General features: G+C 57.0%; 26 protein-coding genes and 1 pseudogene. 13 read left to right on the forward strand and 14 right to left on the reverse strand.

Annotation, left to right across the window (positions count from 1 at the left end; all coding sequences use genetic code 11):
• The 3 genes from ABIB99_RS36330 to ABIB99_RS36340 form a co-directional block, all read left to right on the forward strand.
• Nucleotides 1-792: hypothetical protein (locus ABIB99_RS36330; RefSeq protein ID WP_354180344.1), on the forward strand; the 792-nt coding region annotated here is incomplete at its 5' end.
• 250 nt (nt 793-1,042) lie between these two features.
• Nucleotides 1,043-1,396 carry a helix-turn-helix transcriptional regulator gene (locus ABIB99_RS36335; RefSeq protein ID WP_354180346.1) on the forward strand — a complete coding sequence of 118 codons (354 nt, stop codon included), beginning with the start codon at nt 1,043-1,045 and terminating at the stop codon, nt 1,394-1,396.
• A 65-nt stretch (nt 1,397-1,461) separates the two neighbouring features.
• Nucleotides 1,462-1,941, forward strand: a complete 480-nt coding sequence (locus tag ABIB99_RS36340) for a hypothetical protein (RefSeq protein ID WP_354180348.1) — start codon at nt 1,462-1,464, stop codon at nt 1,939-1,941.
• A gap of 103 nt (nt 1,942-2,044) precedes the next feature.
• Here the strand turns inward: ABIB99_RS36340 and ABIB99_RS36345 are convergent, their stop codons facing one another.
• A complete protein-coding gene (locus ABIB99_RS36345) occupies nt 2,045-2,350 on the reverse strand; it encodes a hypothetical protein (RefSeq protein WP_354180350.1) in 306 nt (101 codons plus the stop codon).
• Nucleotides 2,351-2,545: 195 nt separating this feature from the next.
• The gene (locus ABIB99_RS36350) at nt 2,546-2,863 is read right to left on the reverse strand and encodes a hypothetical protein (protein WP_354180352.1); all 318 of its coding nucleotides are present in this window, start codon (nt 2,861-2,863) and stop codon (nt 2,546-2,548) included.
• 689 nt (nt 2,864-3,552) lie between these two features.
• Here ABIB99_RS36350 and ABIB99_RS36355 point away from each other — a divergent pair.
• Nucleotides 3,553-6,258, forward strand: coding sequence for a hypothetical protein (locus ABIB99_RS36355; RefSeq protein WP_354180354.1), 2,706 nt, complete (start codon nt 3,553-3,555; stop codon nt 6,256-6,258).
• Nucleotides 6,259-6,291: 33 nt separating this feature from the next.
• On the opposite strand, the gene ABIB99_RS44540 is transcribed toward ABIB99_RS36355, so the two are convergent.
• Entirely contained in the window at nt 6,292-6,735 is a 444-nt protein-coding gene (locus tag ABIB99_RS44540) for a DKNYY domain-containing protein (RefSeq protein WP_502917538.1), read from the reverse strand.
• Nucleotides 6,736-7,353: 618 nt separating this feature from the next.
• Entirely contained in the window at nt 7,354-8,079 is a 726-nt protein-coding gene (locus ABIB99_RS36365) for a hypothetical protein (protein ID WP_354180358.1), read from the reverse strand.
• 374 nt (nt 8,080-8,453) lie between these two features.
• On the opposite strand from ABIB99_RS36365, the gene ABIB99_RS36370 reads away from it, so the two are divergent.
• Nucleotides 8,454-8,639, forward strand: coding sequence for a hypothetical protein (locus ABIB99_RS36370; protein WP_354180360.1), 186 nt, complete (start codon nt 8,454-8,456; stop codon nt 8,637-8,639).
• A 482-nt stretch (nt 8,640-9,121) separates the two neighbouring features.
• On the opposite strand, the gene ABIB99_RS36375 is transcribed toward ABIB99_RS36370, so the two are convergent.
• The 3 genes and pseudogenes from ABIB99_RS36375 to ABIB99_RS36385 all read right to left on the reverse strand — a co-directional run.
• Complete coding sequence (locus ABIB99_RS36375; protein ID WP_354180362.1) at nt 9,122-9,388, reverse strand: hypothetical protein; 267 nt, start codon at nt 9,386-9,388, stop codon at nt 9,122-9,124.
• A 358-nt stretch (nt 9,389-9,746) separates the two neighbouring features.
• Complete coding sequence (locus tag ABIB99_RS36380; RefSeq protein WP_354180364.1) at nt 9,747-10,265, reverse strand: septal ring lytic transglycosylase RlpA family protein; 519 nt, start codon at nt 10,263-10,265, stop codon at nt 9,747-9,749.
• 344 nt (nt 10,266-10,609) lie between these two features.
• Nucleotides 10,610-10,874: pseudogene (locus tag ABIB99_RS36385) on the reverse strand (transposase); the annotation flags it as partial.
• Between the two features lie 818 nt (nt 10,875-11,692).
• Here ABIB99_RS36385 and ABIB99_RS36390 point away from each other — a divergent pair.
• On the forward strand, nt 11,693-12,094 hold the full coding sequence (locus ABIB99_RS36390) for a response regulator (RefSeq protein ID WP_354180366.1): 402 nt from the start codon (nt 11,693-11,695) through the stop codon (nt 12,092-12,094).
• Nucleotides 12,095-12,102: 8 nt separating this feature from the next.
• Complete coding sequence (locus ABIB99_RS36395) at nt 12,103-12,465, forward strand: response regulator (RefSeq protein WP_354180368.1); 363 nt, start codon at nt 12,103-12,105, stop codon at nt 12,463-12,465.
• A gap of 1,234 nt (nt 12,466-13,699) precedes the next feature.
• Here the strand turns inward: ABIB99_RS36395 and ABIB99_RS36400 are convergent.
• Together ABIB99_RS36400 and ABIB99_RS36405 are read right to left on the reverse strand one after the other, a co-directional pair.
• The gene (locus tag ABIB99_RS36400) at nt 13,700-14,332 is read right to left on the reverse strand and encodes a LabA-like NYN domain-containing protein (RefSeq protein ID WP_354180370.1); all 633 of its coding nucleotides are present in this window, start codon (nt 14,330-14,332) and stop codon (nt 13,700-13,702) included.
• A 616-nt stretch (nt 14,333-14,948) separates the two neighbouring features.
• Entirely contained in the window at nt 14,949-15,905 is a 957-nt protein-coding gene (locus ABIB99_RS36405) for a replication-relaxation family protein (RefSeq protein ID WP_354180549.1), read from the reverse strand.
• A 197-nt stretch (nt 15,906-16,102) separates the two neighbouring features.
• Between ABIB99_RS36405 and ABIB99_RS36410 the strand changes: the two genes are divergently transcribed.
• Nucleotides 16,103-16,288, forward strand: a complete 186-nt coding sequence (locus ABIB99_RS36410) for a hypothetical protein (protein ID WP_354180372.1) — start codon at nt 16,103-16,105, stop codon at nt 16,286-16,288.
• 39 nt (nt 16,289-16,327) lie between these two features.
• Here the strand turns inward: ABIB99_RS36410 and ABIB99_RS36415 are convergent, their stop codons facing one another.
• The 4 genes from ABIB99_RS36415 to ABIB99_RS36430 form a co-directional block, all read right to left on the reverse strand.
• Complete coding sequence (locus ABIB99_RS36415) at nt 16,328-18,448, reverse strand: type IV secretory system conjugative DNA transfer family protein (RefSeq protein ID WP_354180374.1); 2,121 nt, start codon at nt 18,446-18,448, stop codon at nt 16,328-16,330.
• Nucleotides 18,438-18,881 (reverse strand): hypothetical protein, encoded by a 444-nt coding sequence (locus ABIB99_RS36420; RefSeq protein WP_354180376.1) that lies wholly within the window; start codon nt 18,879-18,881, stop codon nt 18,438-18,440. The genes ABIB99_RS36415 and ABIB99_RS36420 overlap by 11 nt, the downstream gene beginning before the upstream one ends.
• Before the next feature lie 716 nt (nt 18,882-19,597).
• Nucleotides 19,598-19,816 carry a helix-turn-helix transcriptional regulator gene (locus ABIB99_RS36425; RefSeq protein ID WP_354180378.1) on the reverse strand — a complete coding sequence of 73 codons (219 nt, stop codon included), beginning with the start codon at nt 19,814-19,816 and terminating at the stop codon, nt 19,598-19,600.
• 824 nt (nt 19,817-20,640) lie between these two features.
• Nucleotides 20,641-21,117, reverse strand: coding sequence for a DUF3833 family protein (locus tag ABIB99_RS36430; protein WP_354180380.1), 477 nt, complete (start codon nt 21,115-21,117; stop codon nt 20,641-20,643).
• A 211-nt stretch (nt 21,118-21,328) separates the two neighbouring features.
• Between ABIB99_RS36430 and ABIB99_RS36435 the strand changes: the two genes are divergently transcribed.
• On the forward strand, nt 21,329-21,700 hold the full coding sequence (locus tag ABIB99_RS36435; RefSeq protein ID WP_354180382.1) for a DUF2934 domain-containing protein: 372 nt from the start codon (nt 21,329-21,331) through the stop codon (nt 21,698-21,700).
• Between the two features lie 13 nt (nt 21,701-21,713).
• On the opposite strand, the gene ABIB99_RS36440 is transcribed toward ABIB99_RS36435, so the two are convergent.
• Nucleotides 21,714-22,832: an integrase arm-type DNA-binding domain-containing protein gene (locus ABIB99_RS36440; RefSeq protein WP_354180384.1), complete on the reverse strand. Its 1,119-nt coding sequence runs from the start codon at nt 22,830-22,832 to the stop codon at nt 21,714-21,716.
• 343 nt (nt 22,833-23,175) lie between these two features.
• Between ABIB99_RS36440 and ABIB99_RS36445 the strand changes: the two genes are divergently transcribed.
• From ABIB99_RS36445 to ABIB99_RS36460, 4 genes are all read left to right on the forward strand, one after another.
• Nucleotides 23,176-23,751, forward strand: a complete 576-nt coding sequence (locus ABIB99_RS36445) for a methylated-DNA--[protein]-cysteine S-methyltransferase (RefSeq protein WP_063985926.1) — start codon at nt 23,176-23,178, stop codon at nt 23,749-23,751.
• Between the two features lie 96 nt (nt 23,752-23,847).
• On the forward strand, nt 23,848-24,687 hold the full coding sequence (locus ABIB99_RS36450) for a helix-turn-helix transcriptional regulator (RefSeq protein WP_231143698.1): 840 nt from the start codon (nt 23,848-23,850) through the stop codon (nt 24,685-24,687).
• A 55-nt stretch (nt 24,688-24,742) separates the two neighbouring features.
• Entirely contained in the window at nt 24,743-25,102 is a 360-nt protein-coding gene (locus tag ABIB99_RS36455) for a VOC family protein (RefSeq protein ID WP_063985927.1), read from the forward strand.
• Nucleotides 25,103-25,278: 176 nt separating this feature from the next.
• Nucleotides 25,279-25,680 carry an SRPBCC family protein gene (locus ABIB99_RS36460; RefSeq protein ID WP_028148013.1) on the forward strand — a complete coding sequence of 134 codons (402 nt, stop codon included), beginning with the start codon at nt 25,279-25,281 and terminating at the stop codon, nt 25,678-25,680.
• Nucleotides 25,681-25,687: the final 7 nt, after the last annotated feature.

Below are 25,687 nucleotides of genomic sequence, written 5' to 3' on the forward strand. Positions count from 1 at the left end.
CCGTTCAAGCTGAGTACTGCGCTTATGGCTGTCCATAAGGACTGTTACGCACCAATTGGACTAATCCAACAAGGCGGCCCTCGCCGGAGGGAGACGTTCAATCCGCGGGCGTTCCATGTGTTCGGCCCAAAGATCGTCGCCACACGAGGACGGTACGAGGACAGGGCGCTGGAAAGCCGCTTTATCACGGAGGAGACCGGCGGACGGCCGTTACGCCCTGACATCCCCATCAATCTGCCTGAGACATTCAAGGAGGAAGCACGCGAGCTGCGTAACAAGCTGCTGCTGTATCGTTTCCATAGAAGACACGAGGTTAAGCTCGATCCTAGTCTTGTAGATCCAAAGCTCGAACCGCGCATTAATCAGATCATGCTGCCGCTGCTCAGCGTCGTCGGTGATGCGGCCCTTCGCGACAAGCTTAAGCAGGCCGCACAGCGTACCCAGCTCTCGTTGATTGCTGAGCGCGGTCTTCTGATGGAAGCTCAAGTGCTAGAAATCGTTACTGAGCTGATGTGGATTTCCAGGCGGCCCGTTCTTGCCGTCGGAGAGATTACGATGAGTTTCATCAATCGGTACGGCGCCGAATATGAGCGGCCAATCACGAACCGGTGGATAGGGAGCGTCCTGCGCAACAAGCTCAATCTCCAGACATACAAATCCCACGGGATATATGTCATCCCGCTGAGCGAGAAGGAGAAAGTGGAGCTTCTATGCAACCGGTACGGCGTCAATATTTTCGCCGATAATCTAGTAATGGATACAGAAGGGGACGTGGGGACTTCGGGGACGTAGCAGGCGCGCGATAGAGCTGCGCCGCTTGCGGGATGCTCGCCGTTATCGAGCTCACGGTCACGCCATGCGAACTCCCCACGTCCCCTTGTCCCGCTCCACACTCCTTTCATCGAAGCGCCAGCACTATTGACTAAGCCACAATGGGGTACGGCGATTTATTTCGGTGACGAGGCGGCACTTTTTCGCGTCTCGAACCGAGGTGTTCTCAGGTGAATAATTGCGTGTGTGCCTGTCATAAGGCCACCACGCTATGCATCACGATCTCAAATCATACATTCGACCTCTTCGCCGCCGCTTTGGCTTCACGCAAAAGGAGATTGCTTTCCTTATCGGAGCCAAGTGCCGAACTGCGATCTCGCGCCTTGAAGGCGCGAAGCGCAAACCCAGCCTTGAGGCTGCGTTTATATTCGCGCTGCTGTTTGATACCACTCCGTCGGAGCTATTTCCCGGGCTGATGTTGGAACTTCATGAGGTCACCGTTCGGCGCGCAAATGATCTCTACGAAGAGCTTCAAGGAAACCCTTCTAACACGACGCAATTCAAGTTGGACTTTCTTGAGAGGTTACTGGAACGAGCTGCGACGCGCATGCTTCGTGCCGTATGAGGCAAGCCAGTCGACATGGGCTCACTCTCTCAATCTACCTAAACACGCGCGGCTTCGCATTCGTCGTGTTCGAAGGCCACGTATCGCCACTCGATTGGGGAATACGCGAGATACGCGGACCTCGAAAACGCAAAGGATGTCTCACGCGTATCACGCAAGTTGTCGATCGATATGCTCCCGATGTTCTCGTTATTCAGGACACCTCCGAGCACGGCACGAAACGAGCGCGGTGGATCACGGCTCTAAATGCGTCGATCGCTGTGTTAGCGAACGACCGCGACATTTCCGTTTTTGCATATTCGCGCGATCAGGTCCGAGCCGCGTTTGAGCGCCACGAGTGCCCGAACAAGCATAGCCTGGCTGAGCTGATTGCGAAGTACATTCCCGCCTTCGAGCGATTTGTCCCGCCGCCTCGCAAACCTTGGATGAGCGAGGACCGCCGAATGGGGCTCTTTGATGCAGCGGCGTTGGGACTGGTGTTCTTTAAAAAGAAAGACGGTTCAGCGCAATCGCCTCAGCATCCTTATTCGCTTTCATCGATTTGATTGAGCGCCCCATCCCAGCCGCGACTTATATCTCAGTTCCGCACTACCCTCGGTGAAGCGAGCTTTGCTTCGGGGATCGCTTCGTCCTTGTCAAACGAGGCACTCAGTGTTGCTTTTGCTCCAAGTCTCTGAGCAACGCATGCAGGAAGTCACTGGCGTGATCGTAGGCGGTGCGGCCTTCGGCAACTTCGCGAGCGCGCGGGCAAAGTACGTCGCCTACCATTTCGGGATCAAGCTTAGCAACGCGCTCTGACCACAAATCGAGCAAGCCGTCAGAGATATTGTCGCTCGTCGCGAACAACCGCGCTAGAAGATACTCTCCCTGCTGTCTGTGATCGTGCCTCGCTTTGGCGGCATAAAATGCGAAAAGGCCTCGAAAATCATGGCGGGACACAGCTGGCTTTGCCATGTAATGCCTCCCAGCTAATTCGGACCGTGAATCAAATCGATTCGTAAGCTTATCCTCTTTCCTGCTGTCGATCTAGGCCGTCAACTGGCTGGTGGGAATCGCACCCGATGATTTGTAGGTGACTGCCACCTGACGCACTGGCGCCGTCGGTTCATCATGGTGGCGAAACTTAAAGAATTCGGAAGCGCGCCAAAATCAGCGCCTCACCGCTCTCTCTAAAAACCCAAGCATGGATGGTGCAACCTCATCGAACTCTACAAACCGGCGACGCAGCTCATCGGCAATCTCGACTGTAACGTCGCGCGACCATCCTTCAGTGGTGTTGAAGGCCACAATGCGAGCAGGACATTCGTATTGTCCTCCCATCAGGCGCCGCACCAGCGTCGCGCGATTGCTATCCTCTTCGTCGGTTTCGCACCAAGCGCGCCCAAGCCGGCCGCCAAAATCCTCAAGCACAAGATACACATCTTGATCCTTGGGCGCATGAGGTACGATCGAAGGAGAGTGAGCCATGACCTAAGCACTCCAAATACATTAAATACCGCAACTGCGAAGTAGCTAACTATATAGCAACTCTCTTTAAATGCTTCGAAAATCACCAAACTCTACTGCTTAGGGGATCTCTCTTGCTTTTGAGCTGAATTGGGCGAATAACTATCGTTTAATGGGCACCATTTATTTGGCCCTGACTGCTGCCCACAAAACGGCGACACACCGAAGTCTCCGCTCCCTCAACTGGCAGCATCAATGCCATCGGCAGGCAAAGACAGGATCGACCTGTTTCGTCTTTTTTCGCCGGAATCAAGTCAGCAGTGCAGCGACGCGCTGCGAGCCACCTAGCCCTGATAATCCCATTGCGCATCAATTTCATTGATGGGGATTGGCATGATTGGATCAGTTTTCGTTCTCGCCATTGCGGTATTCTCGACTAGCGCCAGGGCTAGCCATGCTCAACGAGGTGCTTGGTGCGATACCAATTGCAAAGCGCCTTGCAGCACAATCTGGGGCAGTGCAGGCGCTGCGAACTGCTTCGCGCGAATCCTTTGTTCGAATTAGGTGGCAAAGCTTGCGCGTCCGCGGCAGTCCTGAACGCGCGGTACACGGTTCATTGTCACAACACCCCCGGAAACGGCACCTGCCGCCGATGCGCACTGCGAAAGCGTAACCTCATCTCGACTGCCACCTATCCAATGGAGTGACGAATGACAGCGATTCATTGGAAGTCTGGTATTAGCGGCAATTTCGATGATGCGTCGAAATGGATCACGGCAACGGTGCCGAGTTCATTTGATGACGCACTCATCGATGCCAGTGGAACATACACTGTAGAAAGCTCACGCGCTCGGACAGTACACAGTTTGACGATGGTAGCTGGAGCCACGTTGGAGATTGTCAATGGTGAGTTTGATCTGGATTTTTTTGGAGCCGACACCAACAATGGGACCATTCACGTCTATTCCGATCTGGCTGTATTCGGTGCATTAAACAATACAGGTGTCATTGATTTTTTCGGGGGGCCAACGCCTACGGTTTCTCCGCATGTAGTGGGTTATTTGCAGCCGACGGGCACCAGCACAAGTTCCGGGAAAATTGAGGCAATCAATGACGCCGAGATCTCTTTCAACATCAACCCTGTCGCTGGTCCTGTGTCATTCACTAATAACGGGATCATCGAAGCAATTGGCGGAAGCATCATCACAATCGGCGGCACTTTTGTCGCGACGTCATCATTCACAAACGTAGGGACGATTGAAGCGCTCGGCCAAGGTTCTGTCGTCGATCTTTTCTCCGCAATCGGCGCCATCACCAATTCGGGTCATCTCGTAGCTGATGGAGGCACTATTCAAATTAACAACCCGAATTCCGTCAGCGGTTCAGGTACCGCAGAGATCAGGAATGGCGGCACCCTTTTCATCGGAGCGTCGTTTGCGGAAAACACGACCTTTGATCCTGGAGCAAATGGGATTCTCCAACTTGGATTTGGCGCCGCTTTTACGGGCACCTTGTCAGGATTCACGACCGGTGACCGGATTGACTTCTCGGGTTTACAATACAGTGGCAGCACGCTCAAATTTGACCCGACAACCGATGCGTTGAACGTGTCCAATGGTAGCTCTTCTACGACAATTCATCTCTCAGGTTCTTACGTTGCAGGCGGGTTTAACCTTTCGGCGGACGCCTCTGGATATGCACAGGTGACCTATGCTCCTTCTCTCACGGCCAATCATTCACCCCTAATCGACGCGGCGCAATCCGTGTTAACTGCCACTATTTCCAAGGCGAGCACGAGCGGAATTGACAGCGCGAGGGGCATTGTCGCATTCGACGACCAAGATCTGTCAGATCGACCGGAACCTTCCATCGTCAGCAAAACTGTGATCGCTAAGGACGCGTATGGAACGATTGATACGTTAACTGATGCTCAAACCACCCTCCTCAAGCAGGCTTTTATGATTGCACCAGAAGCGGGAAACACGAACAATGGAGCGATAGACTGGAAATTTGGTCTTCCAAATCAGTCTCTAAGCTTTTTGAGCGCGCTTGACACGTCAATCAGACTGACCGCGGTAGTTCAAATCGACGATCTCCACGGAGGCACAGTGCTGCAGACGGTGATTGTGGATGTTGTCTTTGATCCATACATTTCATACGTGGATGCAAACCCCGGCCATGCGACTCCCGCCGATGTCGTTCGTGCAGCCGTCCAATATCAAAACAGCCTGTGGAATTCCGATAATTGTACTGGGTTGGTGTGGGCGGTGACTGAGGCGGTTGGTCAGCCGTTCGGTGAGAAGGAGTCTGACGTTCCTGGGTTTACGAGCGACCCGACACACATTCCTGATCAGGGATTTGTTATTCCTCCAAACGTGCCAACCCAATACGGCCCTTGGCTCACAGTCCAAACCTCGGACTGGCGGTCGATTGTGCAACCGGGTGATCTTGTTCGCATTCCTGCGACGAACGTCGCTCGCGATGCGCTGCAGGAGGGTCATTCCTTCATTGTGATTTCGAAAGACGGTCAAGGAAATTGGCTGGTCATCGACAACACCGATCCAAATCACCTTGCCGGTTCCGGAGCAGGACCAGTTATGGTCAGTGAGCACGCATTCAACCCCGGCGGGCAGTTTGGTAGGGAAGTTCTTAACGCAGATGTTGCTTACGTTAGCAGACTGGAAACTGGGCCAAGTAGCTCATTCACCGGGACCACTGTCACCGGAACGCCGGGGCAAGCGCTAACCTACGGAAACGCGGCAGCCTTCCTCGATGGAAGTAAGCTCCAGAACCAATCGATCACTGCGGGCAATGGAAACGACTTCGTTACAGCTGGATCGAATGACGTGATCACGCTGGGCCAGGGTCGTGATGTGGTGCAGGGCGGAAATATTGACACGATTGCCGCGGGCAATGGAAATGATACGGTTCTTGTCGGCTTCGGTAATACCATTTCTCTCGGCAATGGTATTGACACGATTGTCGCCGGATCGAACAGCACAATTGTAATAGGCAATGGCAACGATACGATCAGTGTCGGCCTGAACAGCACTGTGAAAGTAGGAAACGGTAACGACTCAATAGCCGCGGGCGCGGGTAGCATGATAACTCTTGGAAATGGGACTGACACGGTCAAAGCAATCAGCTCGGTAATTCAGGCAGGCGCCGGCTCTGACACGTTTGTGTTTGTCGGCGACTTCGGCCAGAGCACAATTACGAACTTTAATTTGCAGAAGGACGTCATCGAGTTCGATGGTTCGCATTTCGCGAATGCAGCGGCAGTCCTTTCTCCTTCTCACGCGTCGCAGCATGGAGCGGACGTTGTCATTGCAGATGGGCACGGAAATTCAGTTACTTTGACGGGCCTTACGATCACTCAATTGCAGGCTCATCAAAACGACTTTCATCTGATTTGAGCGCCAAACCAGGATGGAAGGGACGCATATGAGTTAATGTTTCCCGTCCACGCGCTGGCAAATGTGGTAGGTGGCTGGCGCGTCCCCGACTTTGACACGTAGATCCAAATTATTGTTCACCAGCTGGACGGTTGAGGGGTCGGCGCCTTGGATAACTTGTCCATTACAATAAACATTGTTCTTATCTTTCGCCCAGGGCGCGATGTCGTATGCGCCGTTGATCTTCTCGAAGCTGGGGGCGTCGCCTTCGGGTACAAGGCAGAAGCCTGCTGAGATCCCGGCTGTGCAGTCCGTGCTGACATTTTGAGAGTTGGTGGTGCCAGGTCTCCACGCGATGATTTCATCCCCATTCCTTAAAAATAATCCGCCGCCGCGGAAGTACGCGAGCACTTCGAAGGCCCTTGGATTTGCCCATTGGAGTTCCTGATCATAGAAATAAGCGTGATTCTCGTCCCTGCCGAAGCAAAGTCCGAACACGCTCAGATCCCGAAATGTTGGCAGGTCTGCGCCCGCTAGCGTTATAGTCTCGGGCGTCGCGGTTGCTTGTGTACCCAACGCGACGGCATCACCGAGTTGAAAGTAGCAACCATACGTATCTGTGAGAGAAGTAGGGAGATTGTATGAGTTTCCTCGAGGAGAGGCCGTTGATTCATCGGCAGGGATAGTCTCCTTGCCTAGGTCGGTAGGTGTGCCCGTCTGATTCGTGATAGGTGCGAGCGGATGCTGCGAGCGGGCGCCCTGCCGATGCAGGAACATTGAGAAAGCAGCGACAATGAAGCTAACGAATGCAATTATTGTGAGAGGGCGCATAATACGATGCATGAGTGAAGCATAGCATGAGCAAGAGAGCGACTGACATGGATGCCACCTGAGGAAAACCTGTAGCCCGTATTCGCGCGGGCCTTTCCTTATTGCAGTTACGATCTTCTATACTTGTGCGTCGATTCCAGCCTTCGTACGAACGCTTTCGTTTCGGGGTTGAGAACGCTTCCAACTCCTGTGTGGCTTGTTCTCGAAGGGTCGCCAATTCGAGCCCAATCTTTTCTTATTGGGACAGCACGACATCGCTCGCCTTTTCGTCGCAAGCGTGCACGCCTATGGCGTCGAGATCAATCCGCTGGCTGTTGCGACGATCCAGCGGTTGCCCCAACGCACAATAGAGTCGATCCGACCAATGCCGGGGACTGTGTCGCCCCGCGTTGCCATCCGAACCCCATCGGGGCCTTCGAGTACCGCCGTTGCACCTCGAACATCAAGCACCGTCCAACCCTCAACAGTTGTCGGTCTTGTCTCCGGCATAGGCATGAGCGGTCCGCTGGGTGCTATCGAGCCGGTCACCGTCATTTCCGGTTGAATAGTCGCAGACGCGGGAGAAAGGTAAGCGCCGTCCGTTCCCGTGAGCGTGGGCTTGGAGGAGATGCCCGCTCCGACTGCTGAGACCTGACTTGCGCTTGGCGGTCTTCGCAAAGCAAAAATCGATGCCACCTTTCGTGAACCTTCGGCTTTGCCTGACTTTGTTTCGGCGTTTCGACGCGAAGGCGCTTCTGCCTGAGTGGTTGAATTGAGCGCGGCGAGAGTCATAGGACCGTACCAAGCAAAGCCGCCAGCCCATCCCAATACCAATCCAGCCATCAGTGCGCCTGCGACCAGCGAAATGGTGCGCCTTCGATCGCCGTCTGGCTTCAATATCGCCAGAACCTCTTCTCGGCTGGGACTCGAGAAATCCCGCGCGTTCAGCGTCACACGCGCCATTGGGTCTTCGCTGGCTTCAGCGACCCTCGCCTCGATCTCTTCCAAGGTATTCGCCTGGCGCAATCGCATGACCGGATCCCTTGTGGCTCCCCAATGATCATGCTGCGAACTAAATCAATCATTAACGGCGAATGAGCCGTCAGACGAATAATGATTAGGAGCATTGCGCGGAGGGCGACTACTGCTGAAGTGAGTCATGAATCGCACGGGGGCGATAAGTTCAGCTTTCTTAAGAGTGGATCAAGCCCATCTGAACGGCACCGCCTAGTTTCAACCTGCTTTAGAGGCTGATCAGCCGCGCCCTTTCTTGGTCCTTTTGCGGTGTCGGCTCTTTTGTTTGCGGCCCTGGCGTTCAGGTCATGCGGGTCGTGCCAATGACGAGGAGTAAAGTCGCGACGCGGTGGAAGAGCGACTTGCTTTGGTGCGGATGGCGGTAAATCAGCTTGCTCTTCTTCGCCAGGCTGGACGTACGCAACATCCGCGCGCTCAGCGGCAGCTGGCATGTCCAGTTTGATTGTGAATGGCAGGCGATCAGCCTTGTTACCGGCTACTACTGGCATGACAACTTCTGGCGCGGGCGACGGCGCGGATTTCTTCGCGGCTGCAGCAATAGCGCCCAGTCCAACTAGGCAAGCCACTCCAAGCACGACGATTCTAATCACGCGGCGGCTCCCTGTGCAGAGCGGGCCAACGGTCATGATCAAGTTGGTCCAAAATGAGGCCGCTCGCTTGGTGTGGTTAACCCACACAGCGGTGCGCGGAAAGATGGGCTCACGGGTTGAAGCCGTTGCTGCGTAAGGCTCAAGCGAGAAAAATGCAACCGGCCGAAATCTTCGATCTTTTCGTCCGAGCGTTGGCAAGCCAAGGTCAGCGGAGCTCTCACTGTTAACAATTGAGCTAACAGCGGGCGGATACGCCGAAGCGCCCCGCCTAAGTGAATCACTACGGTTGGACAAGCAGTCCTTCCGTTGTACAAATTCACGGTCAAGGTCGATTCGGGATTGCTTACGTCAATCCAGTCGACGATCCGAGTAAGAAGTAGCGAAACAAGCAGACCGTCTCTGTGCTCGCAAGGCATGAGAAAAGCCCGGACCGTGGTCCGGGCTTTTTGTTAGTCGTTATCGTGATGAATCACGGTTTTCTCTCGACTGCCGTCCTCATTCTCTTTCTTAATGACGGTCGTTCTATCACTTTCCCGATGCTCGGGCTCCTTGATGACCGTTGTGCGGTCTCGATCAACGGGCCGGCTTTCATGAGACTCTCCGACTGTGACGCCTCCGCCTACCGGACCGGCGTGAACTCCGACACCAACTTCATCCGCAATTGCGGGTGTCGCGATCGCACTCACGATCGCCACAGCAAACAAGTACTTGCGCATGCTTTTCTCCTTCAATTTGTTGCGTTGGAGAATGTCTGCGTGCGACAATTCGTTCCCAGAATACCTGGCGTCAGGCTGCTCATTCTTCACGCAAGTTCCCGCTGGGATAGTAAGGTCGTGAATCGCGGAACCATAAGTATCAAATTCAGGAAGCTCTCCCGAGCATCGGTTGGCCATTTCTTAGACCGGCCGGAATGCAATCAGACCTGAAGTTCTGGGCTGGGGGGGACCCGTTGGCTCAAGTCGCGACACTACCTGAGCGTGGTACATTAGCTCGCAAGGAGCGCCTCGCGACCCGAGCGTTTTTATAAGGCTAACCGGAATGAGTTCGGCCGTCGTGACGGCCAAGGGATACTAGCTAAAGCACCTCTGCGCGAACCTGGGCGACGCCACGATCGGTAATCTCCAAGCTGCGCGCGGCGCCAAGCGAAAGGTCGATGACGCGGCCGCGAACCCACGGTCCGCGATCGGTGATACGAACGACCACCGATTTGCTGCTCTTCAAATCAGTGACGCGAACGTACGTGCCGAACGGCAGGTTGCGATGAGCTGCAGTTAGCGAATTCCGATCAAACTTGGCGCCGCTCGCGGTCTTTCTTTTCGGATACGAGTAGTAGGAGGCCTTCCCGGAGAACACTCGGTTGAATGATCGAGGGGCTGAATGATCTTCCGAACTACGCGTCGGCTCTTCTCCAATCCGAGGTTGCGGCGGCGGGCTCTGATTGGTCTGCTCCGGTGGCTCAGGAGCCGGCTCGGCGTGTGCTTTTGGAATGATCGACCATCTCTCATTGAAGTCCTGGGCTGCAGCCGACTCTGCATGTGTCCACATCCAAGCCGGGACTGTCGCAATCGCGACTATTCTATAAAGAAGACGCATGGTCGGCCTCACTACAAATCGAAAACAACAGGACAATGCAAACTCATGAGGGGTGTTCCTGAAGACAGCATTCATGTGTCGGCAAAAGGTGATTGCATACCGATGTTGCCGGCCTTGGAAGCGAGATGCGCTTAGGCGCGCCGCAGCAAAGCAGCCGTCTCATTGCAGCGCATCACGTGGATCGGCCGGCAGTCCCGAGGCGTCGCGTCTCTACAAGAACAGGGGCGGCCAATCGGAAAATTTACACGCCCACCGAAACCACTACTTAGGATGTGGACTCATTGCACGGAGAACAGCCTGATCGAGGCGAGTTGAACGGAGGCGAGGTAGTTGGCGGCAAGCTAGTCGTAACGGGTCGCCACCCGACGACATTGCTTGATCCTGCTGAAGAACTCTCAACTCGATTGCGGGCGCGCGATAAGCCAAGGACTAAAACAGATCGGCTGGCTGGGTCGCTTTTGGGCGGGATGTTGGCCCATGCGCGTTTCTTCATCGCAAGGGCTCTAATCCAATCGACGTCATAGCCACGGTCCGCGATCCAGGCTTTATGCGAGACAGGAGTTTTCCAGCAAGCCGATTATCGTGAGCCTCGCGGGGCGTCAGCGCAAGTATGCTGCCCGCAACGGCATCGTCTGCAGGCCCGGCACCTATTGCAATGGTGCAGACGGTCTCCGGCATCTCTGCCAATAGGTCATCCGCTCTGAGGCTAAATCAGGTGGCCCCAAAAAGGGCCGCCTGTTTCATGCCGGACTGTGGTTCTCGTCTTGAGTGGGCCAGCGTGGAGGTGCTTTGACCCAAGGGCGACATCATAAGCTCCGAGACCACTGTGTGCTGCGCCACGAGGCAAGACCCCGACGTCTATTTTTGAACGTTAAAGAGCAGCCCCCAGAGTACGTGCCTCCGTTCTCATCAGAATGGTCCGGGCTAAATTGCCAATTTTTCGCGACTCGGTTACTTCTTTTTGGTTGATGGGGATTATTACGGCGGGATCACTTCTGTTTACCCAATGCCCGCAGAAAAAGAGCAAGAAGACCGACGGGTCACCGTCGAGCATCCGTTGCCCGCGCAAATGATGGCTATCGATGGCACGTGGCATCGCGCGTGCACGCTTAAGGATGTCTATGATATCGGGGCGAAACTTCAAGTTGAGGCTTCGATTGAGGGGTTGACCCTGAACGAGTTCTTTCTTCAGCTTTCGCCCATAGGACTTGCTTATCGTCGCTGTCGCTCGAACGAGTAAACGGCGATGAGTTGCAGGTCAGCTTCATTCGCCGAAAGGCCAAAGCCAGGAAATCCTCCGACAGGAGCTAGACCCGGAGGTTTCTTAGGCTGCCGAATTGGCTGCCGAATTTTCCCGGCAGCTGGGGAACTTTTGGCTTGTGTGCACTTTGTAACATCCAGTTCACGTGTTCCCCGGGGGGAAAACTTTGACGGAGTTGCTGCCGATAGTCCTGCTCGTAGAAGACGACGATGCGATCCAAGGCATTGTCGAGGATGCATTGAGCGAGGGAGGCTTCGAGGCTGCCAGCGCCAAGACCGGCGAGGAGGCCGTGACGCTGCTCAAGAGTCGGCTCGTTGCGTACTGCGCTCTTGTGACTGACATCAATCTGTTAGGACGGTTCAACGGCTGGGATGTCGCGCGGGCGGCGCGCGAGGCCGATCCCAATTTTCCCGTCGTCTATATATCGGGCGCAGCAGCTCACGAATGGCCGGTGCAAGGCGTTCCCAACAGCATAATTCTTCAGAAACCGTTTGCCCCCGTGCAGCTTACAACGGCGATCTCTCAGCTCCTTAACGAGCGCTCGGCGGCCGATTTAGGCAAGGCTTAAGGTGAGACATGACGCTGGCATCGATTCTCCTCGTGGAAGATGAGGCGCTTATTCGAATGATGCTTGTCCAAATGCTCGAGGAGCTCGGACACAGGGTCGTCGCTGAAGCGGGGAATGTGGTCGATGGGCAATGTATTGCACAGATTGAGGAATACGATCTCGCGATCCTCGACATCAATTTGCATGGCACGAGCGCGGCGCCCGTTGCCGAAGCAGTAAGGAGCCGAGGGCTGCCATTCTTTTTCTTGAGTGGGTACGGCAGCATGGGCGTGCCTAGGGGGTTTGAAAGAACGCCGGTCACACTCAAGCCATGTACGCTGGAGACGCTCAACCGCACAATCGATGCTATTCTATCGAACGGAAAAACTTAAAAAGCGCAAGACAACGTCGCGGAGCAACGTAGACCATTTAGTGCCTAACGACGGCTTGCCGCCCAAGTTGTTCGGGGCACGAGGTCTGGCATGTAGCTCATGCCGGGTCTCGTTCAATACGCGCGCGACGCCGCGCGATTGATGAAGTCCAGAAGTTGGTATAGCCGAATTGCCACACGTACAAAAGATCCGCGCGCCGCACTTAGATTGGCACTCCCTTAGACGGACATTCGATTACGATGATGGTCCCTCTTTTGGATGGGACCGCCATCATGCGGTACAAAGTTTTCGTGGTGGACAGCAGGCGACTGATCTGCGCCGCAAAGCTCGACTGCGTTGACGAGCAGGCTGCGAGACGTCGAGCCGAGCAAATGTGTGGCGAGCACGACGTTGAGCTTTGGGACGGCGATCGATTTATTGCTGTGTTCCGAGATGCAACGTCGAACGAAAATCGGGGTGACCGCGCGATTCTGAATAGACGGCCGGTCTCGCGGCCGAGTTAGTTCGAACACTGGGAGGGACGCCGGCCTGGCAGGTTGCGGACATGTCGCAGGGCCACAGTCGCCGCGGCTCGCTAGTGCGCGGGGTGAAGGCGCCAGCCTTCCTCCAAATTACGGCAGACGCGAGGATGGCCGGCAAGCGGCACCAAACCTCAGTGAACCAAAGCCGCAGCCGCCAGATGCTCCCAGTACTCTGCCTCCGCGAGCAGTTTCCAGCTTCTCTCAGGTTGACGCGCAGCAGTCTGTCGGCAAAGCAACGCCATTGCGCGAAAGCGGCGGGCAGCTTCCATTCCAACCTCCCATGTTTTTCCCAAGCATATTTTTCAATTTTGCGATGGAGCATCATGATTATCGAAAATAATCAAATTTGTCGTTTAGCGGCAGACAATTAGGTTCCGCAACGAAGCTGACAGGAACTAGTTTCGGTTTGGGTTTCACCTCAATTTCGGACGCTCGTCGCCTTGGATCTTTGTTGCGCGTTAAAGCGCACCCGGCATCATCGCGCGCGCATCGAAGAGCGCGCGGAACGATCATGCGAAGCTCGCGAGCAAGCAGACAATGTCAGAATCCGAACCGACCGGCCGCGAGGACTATTCTTTAATTCGTCCGTTGCTGAGAACCGAACCATATTGCGATCAGCCCGGCGCAAATGCCGGGCTTATTCGCCGCGCTTGTCTCCGGGCCCGTGCGCCGGCACCGATCTTGTACGAATGACTGGATCGCGCCACGGGGGCTCACTCCTCGAGCACGCTATCATTTCCCTTGAGCCCCGCGGTGGTCTCACGCTCTCGGACCTGCTCCGCGCGATAGCGCGCCTCGCGCGGGCGCGGCGGCGGCCGTTCAGAGGGGCTGCGACAGATCCTAGCTTGGAGCTCGACAAGGTCGGTGAAGACGTCCGCTTGGCGGCGCAATTCGTCGGCGATCATCGGCGGCTGGCAGGCGATCGTGGAGATCACGGTGACCCGCACGCCGCGGCGCTGGACGGCCTCGACCAGCGAGCGGAAGTCGCCGTCACCGGAGAACAGAACCATCTGGTCCATATGCTCGGCGAGCTCCATGGCATCGACGGCAAGCTCGATATCCATGTTGCCCTTGACCTTGCGGCGGCCGCCGGCGTCGATGAATTCCTTCGTCGGCTTGGTGACGACGGTGTAGCCGTTGTAGTCGAGCCAATCGATCAGCGGGCGGATTGAGGAGAATTCCTGATCCTCGATAATGGCGGTGTAATAGAAGGCGCGTAAGAGCGTACCGCGACTCTGAAATTCGCCCAGCAAGCGCTTGTAGTCGATCTCGAAACCGAGCGTTTTCGCCGTGGCGTAAAGATTGGCCCCATCAATGAAGAGCGCAATCTTGCTAGGAGATGACATGATGCGTGATCTCTGGAAGAGGAAGTGCCGTGCTGCGGGGGCGCATATGTGAACCCGCCAATGAGGCGGCACTTCTAAAAACTTTCATCAAAGCCGAACCTCGATGCTATACCGAGGTCCTTTAACCTTCAAACAGTTTTGCAGCCGCAAAGATTAATTCGAACACCTCATTCGAGCGAAAATTCCCCCGGGCGCCTAAAAAAAGGCGCCTCGGCACCTGTGGATCGGGTCAGGCCTTTGAACTATTCTCAGACCGTCCCTAATCCTTTCGCAGTGCAATGTCTCATCAATTCCCAATCTATGATGTCGCCTTGAAGAGGCGAGGCCGAGGGTGGACCTGGTGCGTGTGCACTGGCGAAGAGACGACCCTGATGTCAGGACGGGAGGACAGCCGCGCCGCTGCCAGATACACAGCAGCCCGAGCGCTTTTTCTGCTGCTGCTCTCGGCGTCCTATCGGTCGACGTCATCGAAGGCCTCCAAAAGGGGTCCGGCTGAAAGAGCAAAGCACTCGCCGGACCAGCCACAGCGAAGGATGGCCTCATAGCGCCGTGCGCCTGTAACCGGGGTAGCGTTGGGCCCCGATTGGGGCGGGGGCACACTGGTCTCATCGACTACCTAGCTCAAGCGGGTCGCACGGCCGCTGCCATCCCGCCAAAAGTGGGCCAACAGATCATTCCTCTGCAATTCGTTAGCTAAGCTAAACAGGAAGAGGGAAGGTCCTGGGCTCTGCGGCATATCCAGTCGTCGCAGCGTCTCGACCATGGATAGGGTACGTTGGCGATCAGTGGTCACAACGAGCACGCGAAATGTCTTCCAACCGAACTGTTGAGCATGTTGTCCTTGGCTGTGCGCGGTGAGATACGCCTGCATCTTTCGCTCGAAGCTAGTTTGCCGAAAATCTGAGCGCGAGATCGGCATCGTACCGCGATCGATCTCTACCATGAAGCAACGGCGCGAGCCGTCAGAAAACATGAGACCGAACACGAGGTCGGGAACTACAACGACGTCGTGCGCCCGCTCGCTCTGCGAGATTGTAGCCCGAAGTGCGAACGGGTTTCGTATGTTTCGAATGTGTTCAGGCGAGTTCGCGATGATCTCCTCGGGATGAATGAGTCGCAGGTCGCTCCGGCCACGTGTGGATCGCTCCAAGGCGACGTGAAAATCCACGATCTCCAGCTGATGTTCAATGAACGGCCGGCCCGCTTCTCGATTATTTCGCGTCAGGTCCAGGTTTACGTGGTTTGGGCAGTCCACCCCGCGCTCGGAAAGAAGGTGAGCACCGAACTCCCCAAGCGCGTACACCATCGGTGCCGACCCCGCGGTGGGGTAGTGGTCGAGCTGCGCCCGCGGCCTATCGACATATCCGGCATGAAACAGGCGACATAGTCGGTCATTGGTGCGATCGAGTGAGCGGCCGACGAGCGCGGCAATGTGCGTGGATCGCAAGAATCGATGGCGCAACAGTTCCCGCAGGATCAGCACGTCACCTTCGGTGACCCGAAACGCAACTGGTTCTGGCGAGCGGCGGAAGCGAGGCCGACGCTTGGTAGCTAAGACTGAGATACCATCCATCGACAGCAATGTAGCAGATTCCGACCTCGCGTGCAGACGCTCGGTCCCTGTGCCCAACAAAAAGTGAACAGTCACCACTGTGGCTCGTCCTTTCACGTGGCAGCACATAGCGGAGCACGCGTCCGGTGGGTATCGCTGAATGGAGCAGACGAGCGGCACTCGAACCCCTATTTGTTTTCTGAAAGGAGGTGGTGCAAATGGATCTGGACGGGAAGATCGCGCGGGTCAAAGAGCTGATCGCCAAGCGCGAAGAATTGGACGCCGAACTCAATGGGCTTCTTGGTGGCGCGGCTCGCGAGCGACGCGTTCCGAAGTGCTCGATCTGTAACGAGCCGGGACACCGGGCGAGTACATGTACTTCAAAAACAGCCGACGCCGCGTAACAACCTCACGCCCGCTTCGCGCGGGCTTTCTTCTATCCCCTATGAGCGCCAATCATCGCCGCCAAGGTCTGGCGCTGCCGCCGGTCCAGCATCAGGCGGCTCTATTAACGTTGCACCCCGCGCCCCCGTATCCGTCTGAAAAGCTGCCGGCGCCTCTGGCCTGACCGAATAGCGTTCTCGGATGCTCTTGCGTACGGCAGCATGTTCAGTCGGCGTCATGCGCGGCATCGCATTCATGTCAGTCCCCGGCACGCCGACCGACAGCGCGGCATTTGTCATGCCGCGGATGTATGCCGCAAAATGATATGGCGGCTGATTGAGAATGAACTCTGGGGTCGTCCGCATGTCGCGCGCGAGCGCATGAGCAGCCGCGTCGCTGATTTTGGAAGCGAATTTTATTGCGGTTGCACCATACAACGCGTCAAGGACATGCGGCTGCATTTGCTGCAAGCGCTGATGCGCTAGGACCAAACCGACATTGAGCTTACGTGCCTGGTCAAGGATGACCGGTATCTTGGGATCGCGCTTGATGAAATCCTGGCACTCGTCGATGTAGACGAAACAGGGGAGGCGCCGCTCCTTTGGAAGGAGCTGACGCTTGTGCGCGGCGAGCAAGATCATTGAAATGAAAAAGCGGCCCACGATCTCCACGCCCTCCTCTTGAAGGAGGCTTTGCGGCACGTTGATGAGAATAACCTTCCCAGCGCCCATTTCCGTGAAAAAGTCGAACTTGGACCTTGGCGCTGCAAACATCCGAGACAAGGTGCGGATGCGTTTGACGGCAAACAGGCGATCAACGACCTGCTCCTTGGTGCGGTCAAACTCCTTGCTGTTGAACTTCAGCTCAAAAAAGCGCCGAGCATCCGGATCGAGCTTTGACAGATGCTGCTCGAATTGGGTGAGGCCGCGGGGCTGCATCAGGTCTATGAGGGTATCGATCGTGGCTGACGGAATGGTAAGCAACAGCTCGATCGTGAAATGGAACAATGTGTTCTGACGGCTGGTCATTTCCGCCGACAACAACGAGCTGAAGATGTAGTCGTATAGCGCGAGCACGGCGTTGCGGAAGCCTTCATGCTCGGCGGGGGAGTAGGACTGCGTCTCCTCGATTCCCACGTCGAAAAGATTAAGGGCGACCGGCCATTCGATGTCTTCGGCATCAATGACGACGAGCTTGCCCTCCAGGCGTTCTCCGGGCGCGAAAACCTGCAAACCTTCGATCGCTTTGATGAGGTCGCGGTTGCTTTCCATGACGACGATCGACGCTTGATCCGCGGCCACAAGCTCGATGTCGCGCAAAATCAGGTATTGAAGGAGGGTCGACTTCCCGGCCCCTGGCGGCGCAACGATCCATTGGTGCTCGAAGCGGGTCTTTGCAGGAATGCTAAAGGGCACCGGGCACATACAGAGGTCAACGAAGGGAGTGCCCTTCAGATACGTCTCGATCAATTCGATAGGCGGGAGCTCGGATTCGGCGGCGTAAATCATTGGCCTGCGAGGTTTCTCGTCCTCAGGAGAGATCCCAGAGGCCTCGCACAAATTGGCGTACAATCGCTGGTACAGCGTCGTAAACAGGCCGGCCTCTATGTTCTCCTTCCTGCAGATGGTGCCGATAATCCGATCCACAACTTGGTGAGGATCGCGCAGCACACAGACGAGCGGAACCGTGAGCGGCGCAGCATCCACGCTTTCGGACAAGTTAGGCAGGCTGGAAATAAGGCCCCAACAGGCATCGCGCAGAGCCGTAATGAGCAGTTCACTGACGCGAGGGTCATTGGCAAGGAAGTGTTGTTTGGCCCGCAGATAGTGGCGAAGATCAACATGCTCCTTGAGCGAAAGCACGGCAGCATTCAGGTCCAGTTCGGGGAAAGAAAAGATCGTGGTCTCGAGGGCGAGCACTTCTTGCTGGCAGTGGTCGAGCGCCTTTAGCAGGCCAGAAGATGTCGGCAGAGCGACAATCTCACCGACCCGCTCGGCCACTAAACTGTTGAGGTGCTCGATGGCATCGGGATGGGCCCAGACAGAACCTAAATGCGTGGTGCGCACCTCATTATAGAGCGCGATCGTCTCAGCCAGATCGCGTGCCCGCTCGTCTGTGAAGCGACGCAGGAACGGGGTAAAGGGGGAAGGGCGTTCGTATTTTGGGAACTTAGAACTCAACGACCTCCTCCCGCCCGTCGAAGGTTTGCGCGGTTTCAAGATATGCCTTGAGGCTCTTGCAGGCGTTGAGAATGGCCGCCTCGGCACCAAGCAGCTCGTCGAGATCTTTGCATTCAATGTGTTGACCGGCCGTCAGGCTGTCGACGGTGACCCGTAGCGAAAGCGTCATCATGGCGGCGCTTGCAATTCCACGGGCGTTTTTCCAAAGCGAGCGTCCAATTGTGCTGCTTGCGCCTTCATCGAAATGGCCGTAGGCGGCCTCGCCATGTTTCTTGCGGGCCTCGCTGTCGTATACGACGAGCTTTCCAAGGCTGTATTTGCTTACCAATCCCTTTTCATCGGGCGTGAGATCGGTGCGTGCATCGAGACCAAATATGACCTTGCTGCCGAGCATGCCGCCCGCGCGCTGGGAGCGCTTGAGCTTTAGTTGCATGGAGTACCCCTCCTCTGCAAAGATCAAAGTATGCACTTTTAACATACGAATGACCAGATATTCCCGTGACGGACGCTGTCTGTGGGACATGCCGGGCGGGACAACGAGGAACTTGAGAACTGAAGTCATAGTGCGTGCATCGCATCAAACGAGCGAACAGCTTTTGGATTCTTGTCCTGAATTGGCGCGCGTCAATGGCTGATAGACAAGTCGACCCGATCGAGGCGCGACTTGCTCGTTTCGCAATCGCAAAACTTGAAATTCAAAACTCACGAAAAACGAAAAAGTGGACAAACATAAAATTGGAAATCAAAGGCCGACTCATTCGAGGACTCGTCACGAGGAACGTTCAAGGTCCAAGAGTTCTCGCCATAGCTCCTACTAGCATCAGTTCGTGGTTCTCCTTTGTGGTTTCCCTTTCAACACTTCAATATAATTCCACATGCTCTGGCTATTCCTACTTCTGTCTGCAGACCTCTTGAGGACATAACGTCAGCTATGACGATGGCGGGGCTGACGTCATCAAAAGAGGCCGCTAAGCATGAAGTCGCACGTCAACGTCGGGTTGGTCGATTATGCATGCTGCCCCATGCTGGCGCCCGCTAACCGTTGACCCCGCCTTACCTTAAAGGCGGGGCGTACCGCGGGGCATAAGGTCGAGGTCGACAGGAAGCCTCTAAGAAGGAAGGGCTGGCTTTGGAGGGCCAGCCCCGCTCCTACTTTGTTGGAGCGTCGGCAGGTTTGGCTGTTGCGCGAGCTTCGAGCCACTCGATGATCTCGTGCAGCCACCACACGGGCGGGCTGTTTCTGTGGCGGCCGAGTTTGAAAAACTGCGGCGCCTCTCCACTCGAACACATCCTGAACCAGTGCGTGCGGCTGTAAGGGATTCCAAGTGCCTTAAGTCCACGCCAGTTGACCACTTCCTTGCCAGTCATCGCTTAGCTCCATTGGGGTTGGAGCCGTCGCGACGGCTGTTAAGTCAGCCGACGAGGAGAGCTTAACCGAAGTTGCTGGTTAGCCGAGCCGTTTTTTCAAATAAGCTTCGAGCTTTCGCAGCGCGGGGCATTTTTCAGGTAGGTAATTATACCTGTCGCATCGAGCGGGGACCGGCGTAAAACGGGCAGCCTTCGTAAATCTCGCAGCGCGAAAAGCGTCACGAGCCGGGCCGGCCAACTAATAGGGCGCATTCATTTGGGCGATTGCATATCGCGCGCTCGATCGGCCCAAGATTTCTGCAATTGGCAGGAACAAACAAGCTGATCCGAAGTGAATTCAGGAGCCTTGTCTTTCTGCCGGAGGCGGTCCGCCATCGCCGTATGAGTGCACGACCATGCGTTACGTGGCATACGCTGTCGATCTATGGGGAGTCGCGCATGCGATCTACGAGCTAGAGTGCGGCGACGACGGCGACGCGAGACGTCGATCATTGAAATTCCTCGAAGCGCATCCGGTGGTCGAGCTCTGGAGCGGCCCGCGGCGAATCGCAAGACTAACTGTGGATGGGTCTGGGAAGACGGAGCATGGGGCCGCGCCCCATCAACGACGTGGAGCTCGAAAAATCTCAGGACGACATGGCGCGTGAGCAGCTCGGCCCGCTCGGTGTTCCTGGCTCGCTTGGCCCAGGCGCGCATGGCCTGCAAGTACAGGAGAACACGCCTACGATCGGATTTTGATATTGCGAAAGAAGCGATTGGTTATTCCGCGATTGATAGACGGCGACATACTGGTCCGTGGCGAGCTCCGCTCATCCGACGGTTTTTCATAACTTCCGATATGTTACGTGCGCCGTCGCAAACGGAATGCCCGCACGTCCAGCACTCCCACGCACGATGCAGGCGCGATCGTCGATTGCATAGAACCAATCGTCGAAATTCAGCTTGAAAGATTTGCCACCGATTTGCGGGGTGTCGCGGGTATACTTCCAATGGAAGGCGCAACCTGCTTGCTCACCTATGGCCTCGCCTTCGAGTCGGTTTTCGAGGCCGGTGTACCTACCCTCGTCGCCTTTTCGTATCGTCCAATGCAACGTGTCAGAATGTCCGTCATCGAATGTGTAAGTCTCGGTGAATAGAGCGATTTGCGTGTCTGACTCGAATTCACCGTGCGCCGCGATTGTCGCGCGCTTCAGCAACCCGCCCACCAGACTTTCTACCACCGCCCAACCTTCGATCCGTCCCACAAAAAATTGCTCGGGAAGAAATATCGGCCTTGTCCCTTTGAAATCGTCGATTGCCATTGGCGGATCCCGCTCAGGAATGCTCCCCAAAACTAAGTCTCCTGTTACCCATCGGTTCCGATCGGCGCTTCACAGCACGACGGGCCTCGATTCTGAAGCAACGCGGCCGTGCGACAATCACTACCGAAGAAATCCTTAGGCCCCGGATCATTGGGGTAATCCTACGAACATTCTTCGCTCTGCTGCGTCATATAAGCAGCCGGAGCAGCTCATGGGCTATCGAGAAGAACTTCAAAGGCTGCAACATCAGTTCGAACTGGCCAACCGCGCGATTCCCCTGATCAGCGATGAGGGGACGGCGGAGCGTCTGGCAAGGTTCGCAGATGAGATCAAGGGCAGGCTCGATCAGCTCCAAGCCGTCACGCTATGCGAGCAAACCAGCAGGCCCGCTTTCGAGGTCGCGCCTCATTGGGAGGTTCACATGACGCATGTCTACGAGGACGACATACGAGCACGTGCGTATAAGCTCTGGGAAGCGGCCGGGAAGCCGGAAGGGCGCATGGATGAGTTCTGGTACGAGGCCGAGCGGCAGCTCAAAGCGGAGCAGATCAAGCACGAGCTTAAAACACCTGATACCCTCTGAGCCGTAGGACCTCCTAGGCAACTACTAATTTTTTTACGTGAGCTTCGAGCTTTTGCAGCGCAGCTCGCTTCTCGGGTAAGTAATCGTACCTGTCGTAAATCTCGTCGAGGTCGGTTTTGCCCCCGCCTGTCACGTGGTTGAGCATGATCTCTGCGATCTCACGCGATATTCCGAGGCGCGCGAGCATGGATCGGAAGGTCCGCCGAAGATCGCGCACCTGCCATCCAGTCACACCTGATCGCTTGTCGATCTCCTTTTTGAGTTTCCCCCACGAGCCATCGTTGAAGTGCGCACCTTTGATGTGACCGGGGAAGTAGTAGTCGGTATTCTTGTCTCGCCAATTGTCGCCCATCTTTTCTTGTCGATCGAGGATCGCACGCGCCGTCGGCAGGATCGGGATTGCGTGCGCGCGCCCATTCTTTGTGAATTCTCCGGGGATGGTGACCACGCGCCCTTCACGCCAGGCTCGCTGCAGCCGTCCTATTTCGCCGTTCCGACATCCCCACAAAATAATGAGCCGGATCATATCGCCGAAAAAGCCCTCGCACACATGCCACACCTTCTTGAGCTCAGCGTCGCTCAGGATGCGGCTACGTTTCCTATCATTGCCCGGAGCCGGGTAGCCTTCGAGCGGACTGCGCTTGATGTAGCGGTGGGGAGGTTTCGTGCACCATCGGAGCATCGTCCGGAGTGCGCGGAATGCGTGAAGCTGTTCACTGGGCACGTCGGAAAGCTTCCCGAGTTCACGCTCAATCGTTGCATCGTCAAGTTCATCGAGCGTGCATCGAAAATCTAAGCGGTTAAGGAGGCGAAGGGTTTCAGACTTTGTGCGCCCGCTTTTGCCTTTGTAATTTTCCTCAACGAAGACGAGCTTCGCTTGGTCGAACTCAATGCTGATTTCCTTCTGCCCGACCGGAGTGCCGAGGGCGACGAAGGCGCGACGGCGCGCTTCCGCGAGCTTGAGATCAGGATAGTGACCCAGCCGAATTTTGGTGCGATTTGGCTCCTTGAGGACGATCCAGGTCTTTCGACGCTTGCCGACACGCAAGCCAAAAGCTGGCGTCTTCCGATCCATGTAGAGGCCGGGCTTCAGCGACTGAACGGAGAGATCTGTGAGTCCAAGAATTGGCACGATTTGGCACGCCTTTCATATGGATTGAGGCGGATAACCATGCCGAACTATACGAGGGTCGAGTCGCGAAAACCACTGTAAAACAAGGGGTTTGCGGGCACAATGTGTAACGGTGGAGAGGCTTCACAAAAGATTGGGAAGCTGCCGTTCTACCATTGAACTACGCCCGCTTATGCGCATGCAGCGCCCGCTCTGATTAGCCGAGACGGCGCCTCCCGCCAAGCGGTTTGGCGCACCCGGCCGGACGCTTCTTAACGTTTCAGTAAGATTCCAGGTGCGCCGGATTGTGGCGGTGTTATGATCGCGCGTCTGGGGAGAGACGTGCACTGAGTGGGGCGTGTGCATGCTGGGGCGTGGCTACACGATATTCAACACGGCCATAGGGCGCTGCGGCATCGTCTGGAGCAGCACCGGCGTGGTCGCCGTGCAATTGCCGGAGGCGCGGGAGATCGATACCCGCCGCCGGATTTTCGCGGTCCATCCCGAGGCGCGCGAGCAGCAGCCTCCGCTGAATGCCGAGCTTGCGATCGAGGGCATCGCAGGCTTGCTGCAGGGCGGCGACCCTGATTTTTCCGAGGTCAGCCTGGACGCCGGCGGCGTCCCCGGCTTCCATCGGCGCGTTTATGAAGCCGCCTGCGCCATTCCGCGCGGGGAGACCCGCACCTATCACGAGATCGCCAAGGCGCTGGGCGCCTCCGGCGCCGCGCATTCGGTGGCGCAGGCGATCGCCAAAAATCCCTACATGCTGATCGTGCCCTGTCACCGGGTGCTGGAGGCCGGCAATTACGCCGACCGACTCTCGCCTTACGGCGGGGTGATCTCCAAGCGGCGGCTGCTGGCGCTCGAGGGCGCCCATCCGGTCGCGAGCAAGACGCTGTTCGAGGTGCTGCTGCCCGTTGCGCCACCGAGGCCCAGCTAAGGCGCGATCGGAATCGCACCTTAGCTTTGTTTTTTTGGGCATGATCTTGTCGGACAACCGCTACACACTTGTCCGGACCATGCCTAGATAGGTGGCATGGATGCGACCACGCTGCTGACCACGCAATCGATGACGGTCTCGGAGTTTCGCTGCGATGCGGGACCGGACGACAAGCCGTTCGCGGAGTGCCGCACCGGGCATTCCATTGCCTATGTCCGCTCCGGCAGCTTCGGCTGCCAGTGCCGCGCCGGCTTCTTCGAGCTGGTGGCGGGCTCGATGCTGGTCGGCGCTCCACGCGAGGAATACACCTGCACGCATGAGCACGTCAGCGGCGACGTCTGCCTGGGCTTCTTCTTCAGCGAGGACCTGGTCGATGCCCTCGGGGGACGGCGCGAGATCTGGCAGGTCGGCGCGACACCGCCGCTGCCCGAGCTGATGGTGCTGGGCGAGCTCGCCCAGACGGCGGCAGATGGCAACAGCGACCTCGGTCTCGACGAGGTCGGTCAAATTCTGGCCGGCCGCTTCATCGATGTCGTCTCGGGCAAGGCGCGCAAGCCGGCCACGCCCACCGCACGCGACCGCCGCCGCGCAGTCGAAGCCGCGCTGTGGATCGACGCCAACTCGCATGCCGAGGTCGACCTCGAACAGGCGGCGCGGCAGGCGGGCCTCAGCCCGTTCCATTTCCTGCGGCTGTTCTCGGCCGTGCTCGGCGTCACCCCGCATCAATATCTGGTGCGCTCGCGGCTACGCCATGCGGCGCGGCTGCTGACAGATGATGACATCGCGGTCACCGACATCGCCTATGACGTCGGCTTCGGCGATCTCTCCAATTTCGTCCGCACCTTCCATCGCGCCGCCGGCGTGTCGCCGACGAAGTTCCGGCAGGCGTCGAAGGGCGAGCGCAAGATTCTCCAAGAGCGCGCGACCCTCAACTGAATAGGGTCGTCTCCGGCGCGCGCCAGTTGCGGCGCGCTTTGCAATGGAGACGATCATGTACGACCACATCGGACTGCGTGTTGCCGACCTCGACGCCGCCACGCGCTTCTACACCGCGGTGCTGGCGCCGCTCGGCTACGCCCTGTGCTCGAGCGGCGACGGCTATGCGGGCTTCGGGCCGAAGGGCGAGCCGGCGCTCTGGCTGCACCTGAACAAGGGACGCAAGGCCGACGGCGCGCATATCGCGTTTCGCGCCAAGGACCATGATGCGGTCAAGGCATTCCACAGCGAAGGCTTGAAGAGCGACGGCCGTGACAATGGCGGCGCCGGCCCGCGCAAGGACTATAGCCCGACCTACTACGCGGCGTTCCTGATTGATCCCGATGGCAACAACATCGAGGCGGTTTGCGTGTGAGCCCGCCGCGCACGAGCACTCGCAGGGTGGGCAAAGCGACTTGTCCGCCGTAGCTCGAAGAGCGAAGGCGGAAGCGTGCCCACCATCGCGTGCGACTGTGCCGATGAATGGTGGGCACGACGCGCGAAGAGCGCGCCTTTGCCCACCCTACGAACCTCTCAATCAAGGACACCTTCATGGCCTCCATCCACAACGACATCCCCCTCCCCGTTCCCGCCCGCGACGTCTGGGACGCCGTACGCGATTTCGGCGCGCTGCCTCAGCGGCTGGCGCCGGGCTTCGTCACCGCCTGCACGCTCGACGGTGATGCACGCATCGTAACCTTCGCCAATGGATCAGTGGCGCGCGAGGTGCTGGTCGATTGCGACGATGCGCGGCAGCGGCTGGTCTACGCCATCAACAACGAGCGGCTCAGGCATTACAGCGCCTCGGTGCAGGTGATCGCCGAGGGCGAGGCGAGCTGCCGCCTTGTCTGGATCATCGACATGCTGCCGAACGAGCTTGCGGCTTATGTCCAGGGGCAGACCAGGGACGCCGTCGCCGCAATACACCGGGCGTTCCCGGCCGTGGCTGCGTGATCTTTCG

The sequence above is a fragment of the Bradyrhizobium sp. LA6.1 genome, from assembly GCF_040547805.1.
Classification (GTDB): Bacteria; Pseudomonadota; Alphaproteobacteria; order Rhizobiales; family Xanthobacteraceae; genus Bradyrhizobium; species Bradyrhizobium barranii.

Coding starts and splice junctions, on each gene's coding strand:
- ABIB99_RS36335 (WP_354180346.1), top strand. CDS start 1,043: ATGCATCACGATCTCAAATCATACATTCGACCTCTTCGCCGCCGCTTT.
- ABIB99_RS36345 (WP_354180350.1), bottom strand. CDS start 2,350: ATGGCAAAGCCAGCTGTGTCCCGCCATGATTTTCGAGGCCTTTTCGCA.
- ABIB99_RS36350 (WP_354180352.1), bottom strand. CDS start 2,863: ATGGCTCACTCTCCTTCGATCGTACCTCATGCGCCCAAGGATCAAGAT.
- ABIB99_RS36355 (WP_354180354.1), top strand. CDS start 3,553: ATGACAGCGATTCATTGGAAGTCTGGTATTAGCGGCAATTTCGATGAT.
- ABIB99_RS36365 (WP_354180358.1), bottom strand. CDS start 8,079: ATGCGATTGCGCCAGGCGAATACCTTGGAAGAGATCGAGGCGAGGGTC.
- ABIB99_RS36375 (WP_354180362.1), bottom strand. CDS start 9,388: ATGCGCAAGTACTTGTTTGCTGTGGCGATCGTGAGTGCGATCGCGACA.
- ABIB99_RS36380 (WP_354180364.1), bottom strand. CDS start 10,265: ATGCGTCTTCTTTATAGAATAGTCGCGATTGCGACAGTCCCGGCTTGG.
- ABIB99_RS36395 (WP_354180368.1), top strand. CDS start 12,103: ATGACGCTGGCATCGATTCTCCTCGTGGAAGATGAGGCGCTTATTCGA.
- ABIB99_RS36400 (WP_354180370.1), bottom strand. CDS start 14,332: ATGTCATCTCCTAGCAAGATTGCGCTCTTCATTGATGGGGCCAATCTT.
- ABIB99_RS36405 (WP_354180549.1), bottom strand. CDS start 15,905: ATGGATGGTATCTCAGTCTTAGCTACCAAGCGTCGGCCTCGCTTCCGC.
- ABIB99_RS36410 (WP_354180372.1), top strand. CDS start 16,103: ATGGATCTGGACGGGAAGATCGCGCGGGTCAAAGAGCTGATCGCCAAG.
- ABIB99_RS36420 (WP_354180376.1), bottom strand. CDS start 18,881: ATGCAACTAAAGCTCAAGCGCTCCCAGCGCGCGGGCGGCATGCTCGGC.
- ABIB99_RS36425 (WP_354180378.1), bottom strand. CDS start 19,816: ATGACTGGCAAGGAAGTGGTCAACTGGCGTGGACTTAAGGCACTTGGA.
- ABIB99_RS36430 (WP_354180380.1), bottom strand. CDS start 21,117: ATGGCAATCGACGATTTCAAAGGGACAAGGCCGATATTTCTTCCCGAG.
- ABIB99_RS36435 (WP_354180382.1), top strand. CDS start 21,329: ATGGGCTATCGAGAAGAACTTCAAAGGCTGCAACATCAGTTCGAACTG.
- ABIB99_RS36445 (WP_063985926.1), top strand. CDS start 23,176: ATGCTGGGGCGTGGCTACACGATATTCAACACGGCCATAGGGCGCTGC.
- ABIB99_RS36450 (WP_231143698.1), top strand. CDS start 23,848: ATGGATGCGACCACGCTGCTGACCACGCAATCGATGACGGTCTCGGAG.
- ABIB99_RS36455 (WP_063985927.1), top strand. CDS start 24,743: ATGTACGACCACATCGGACTGCGTGTTGCCGACCTCGACGCCGCCACG.
- ABIB99_RS36460 (WP_028148013.1), top strand. CDS start 25,279: ATGGCCTCCATCCACAACGACATCCCCCTCCCCGTTCCCGCCCGCGAC.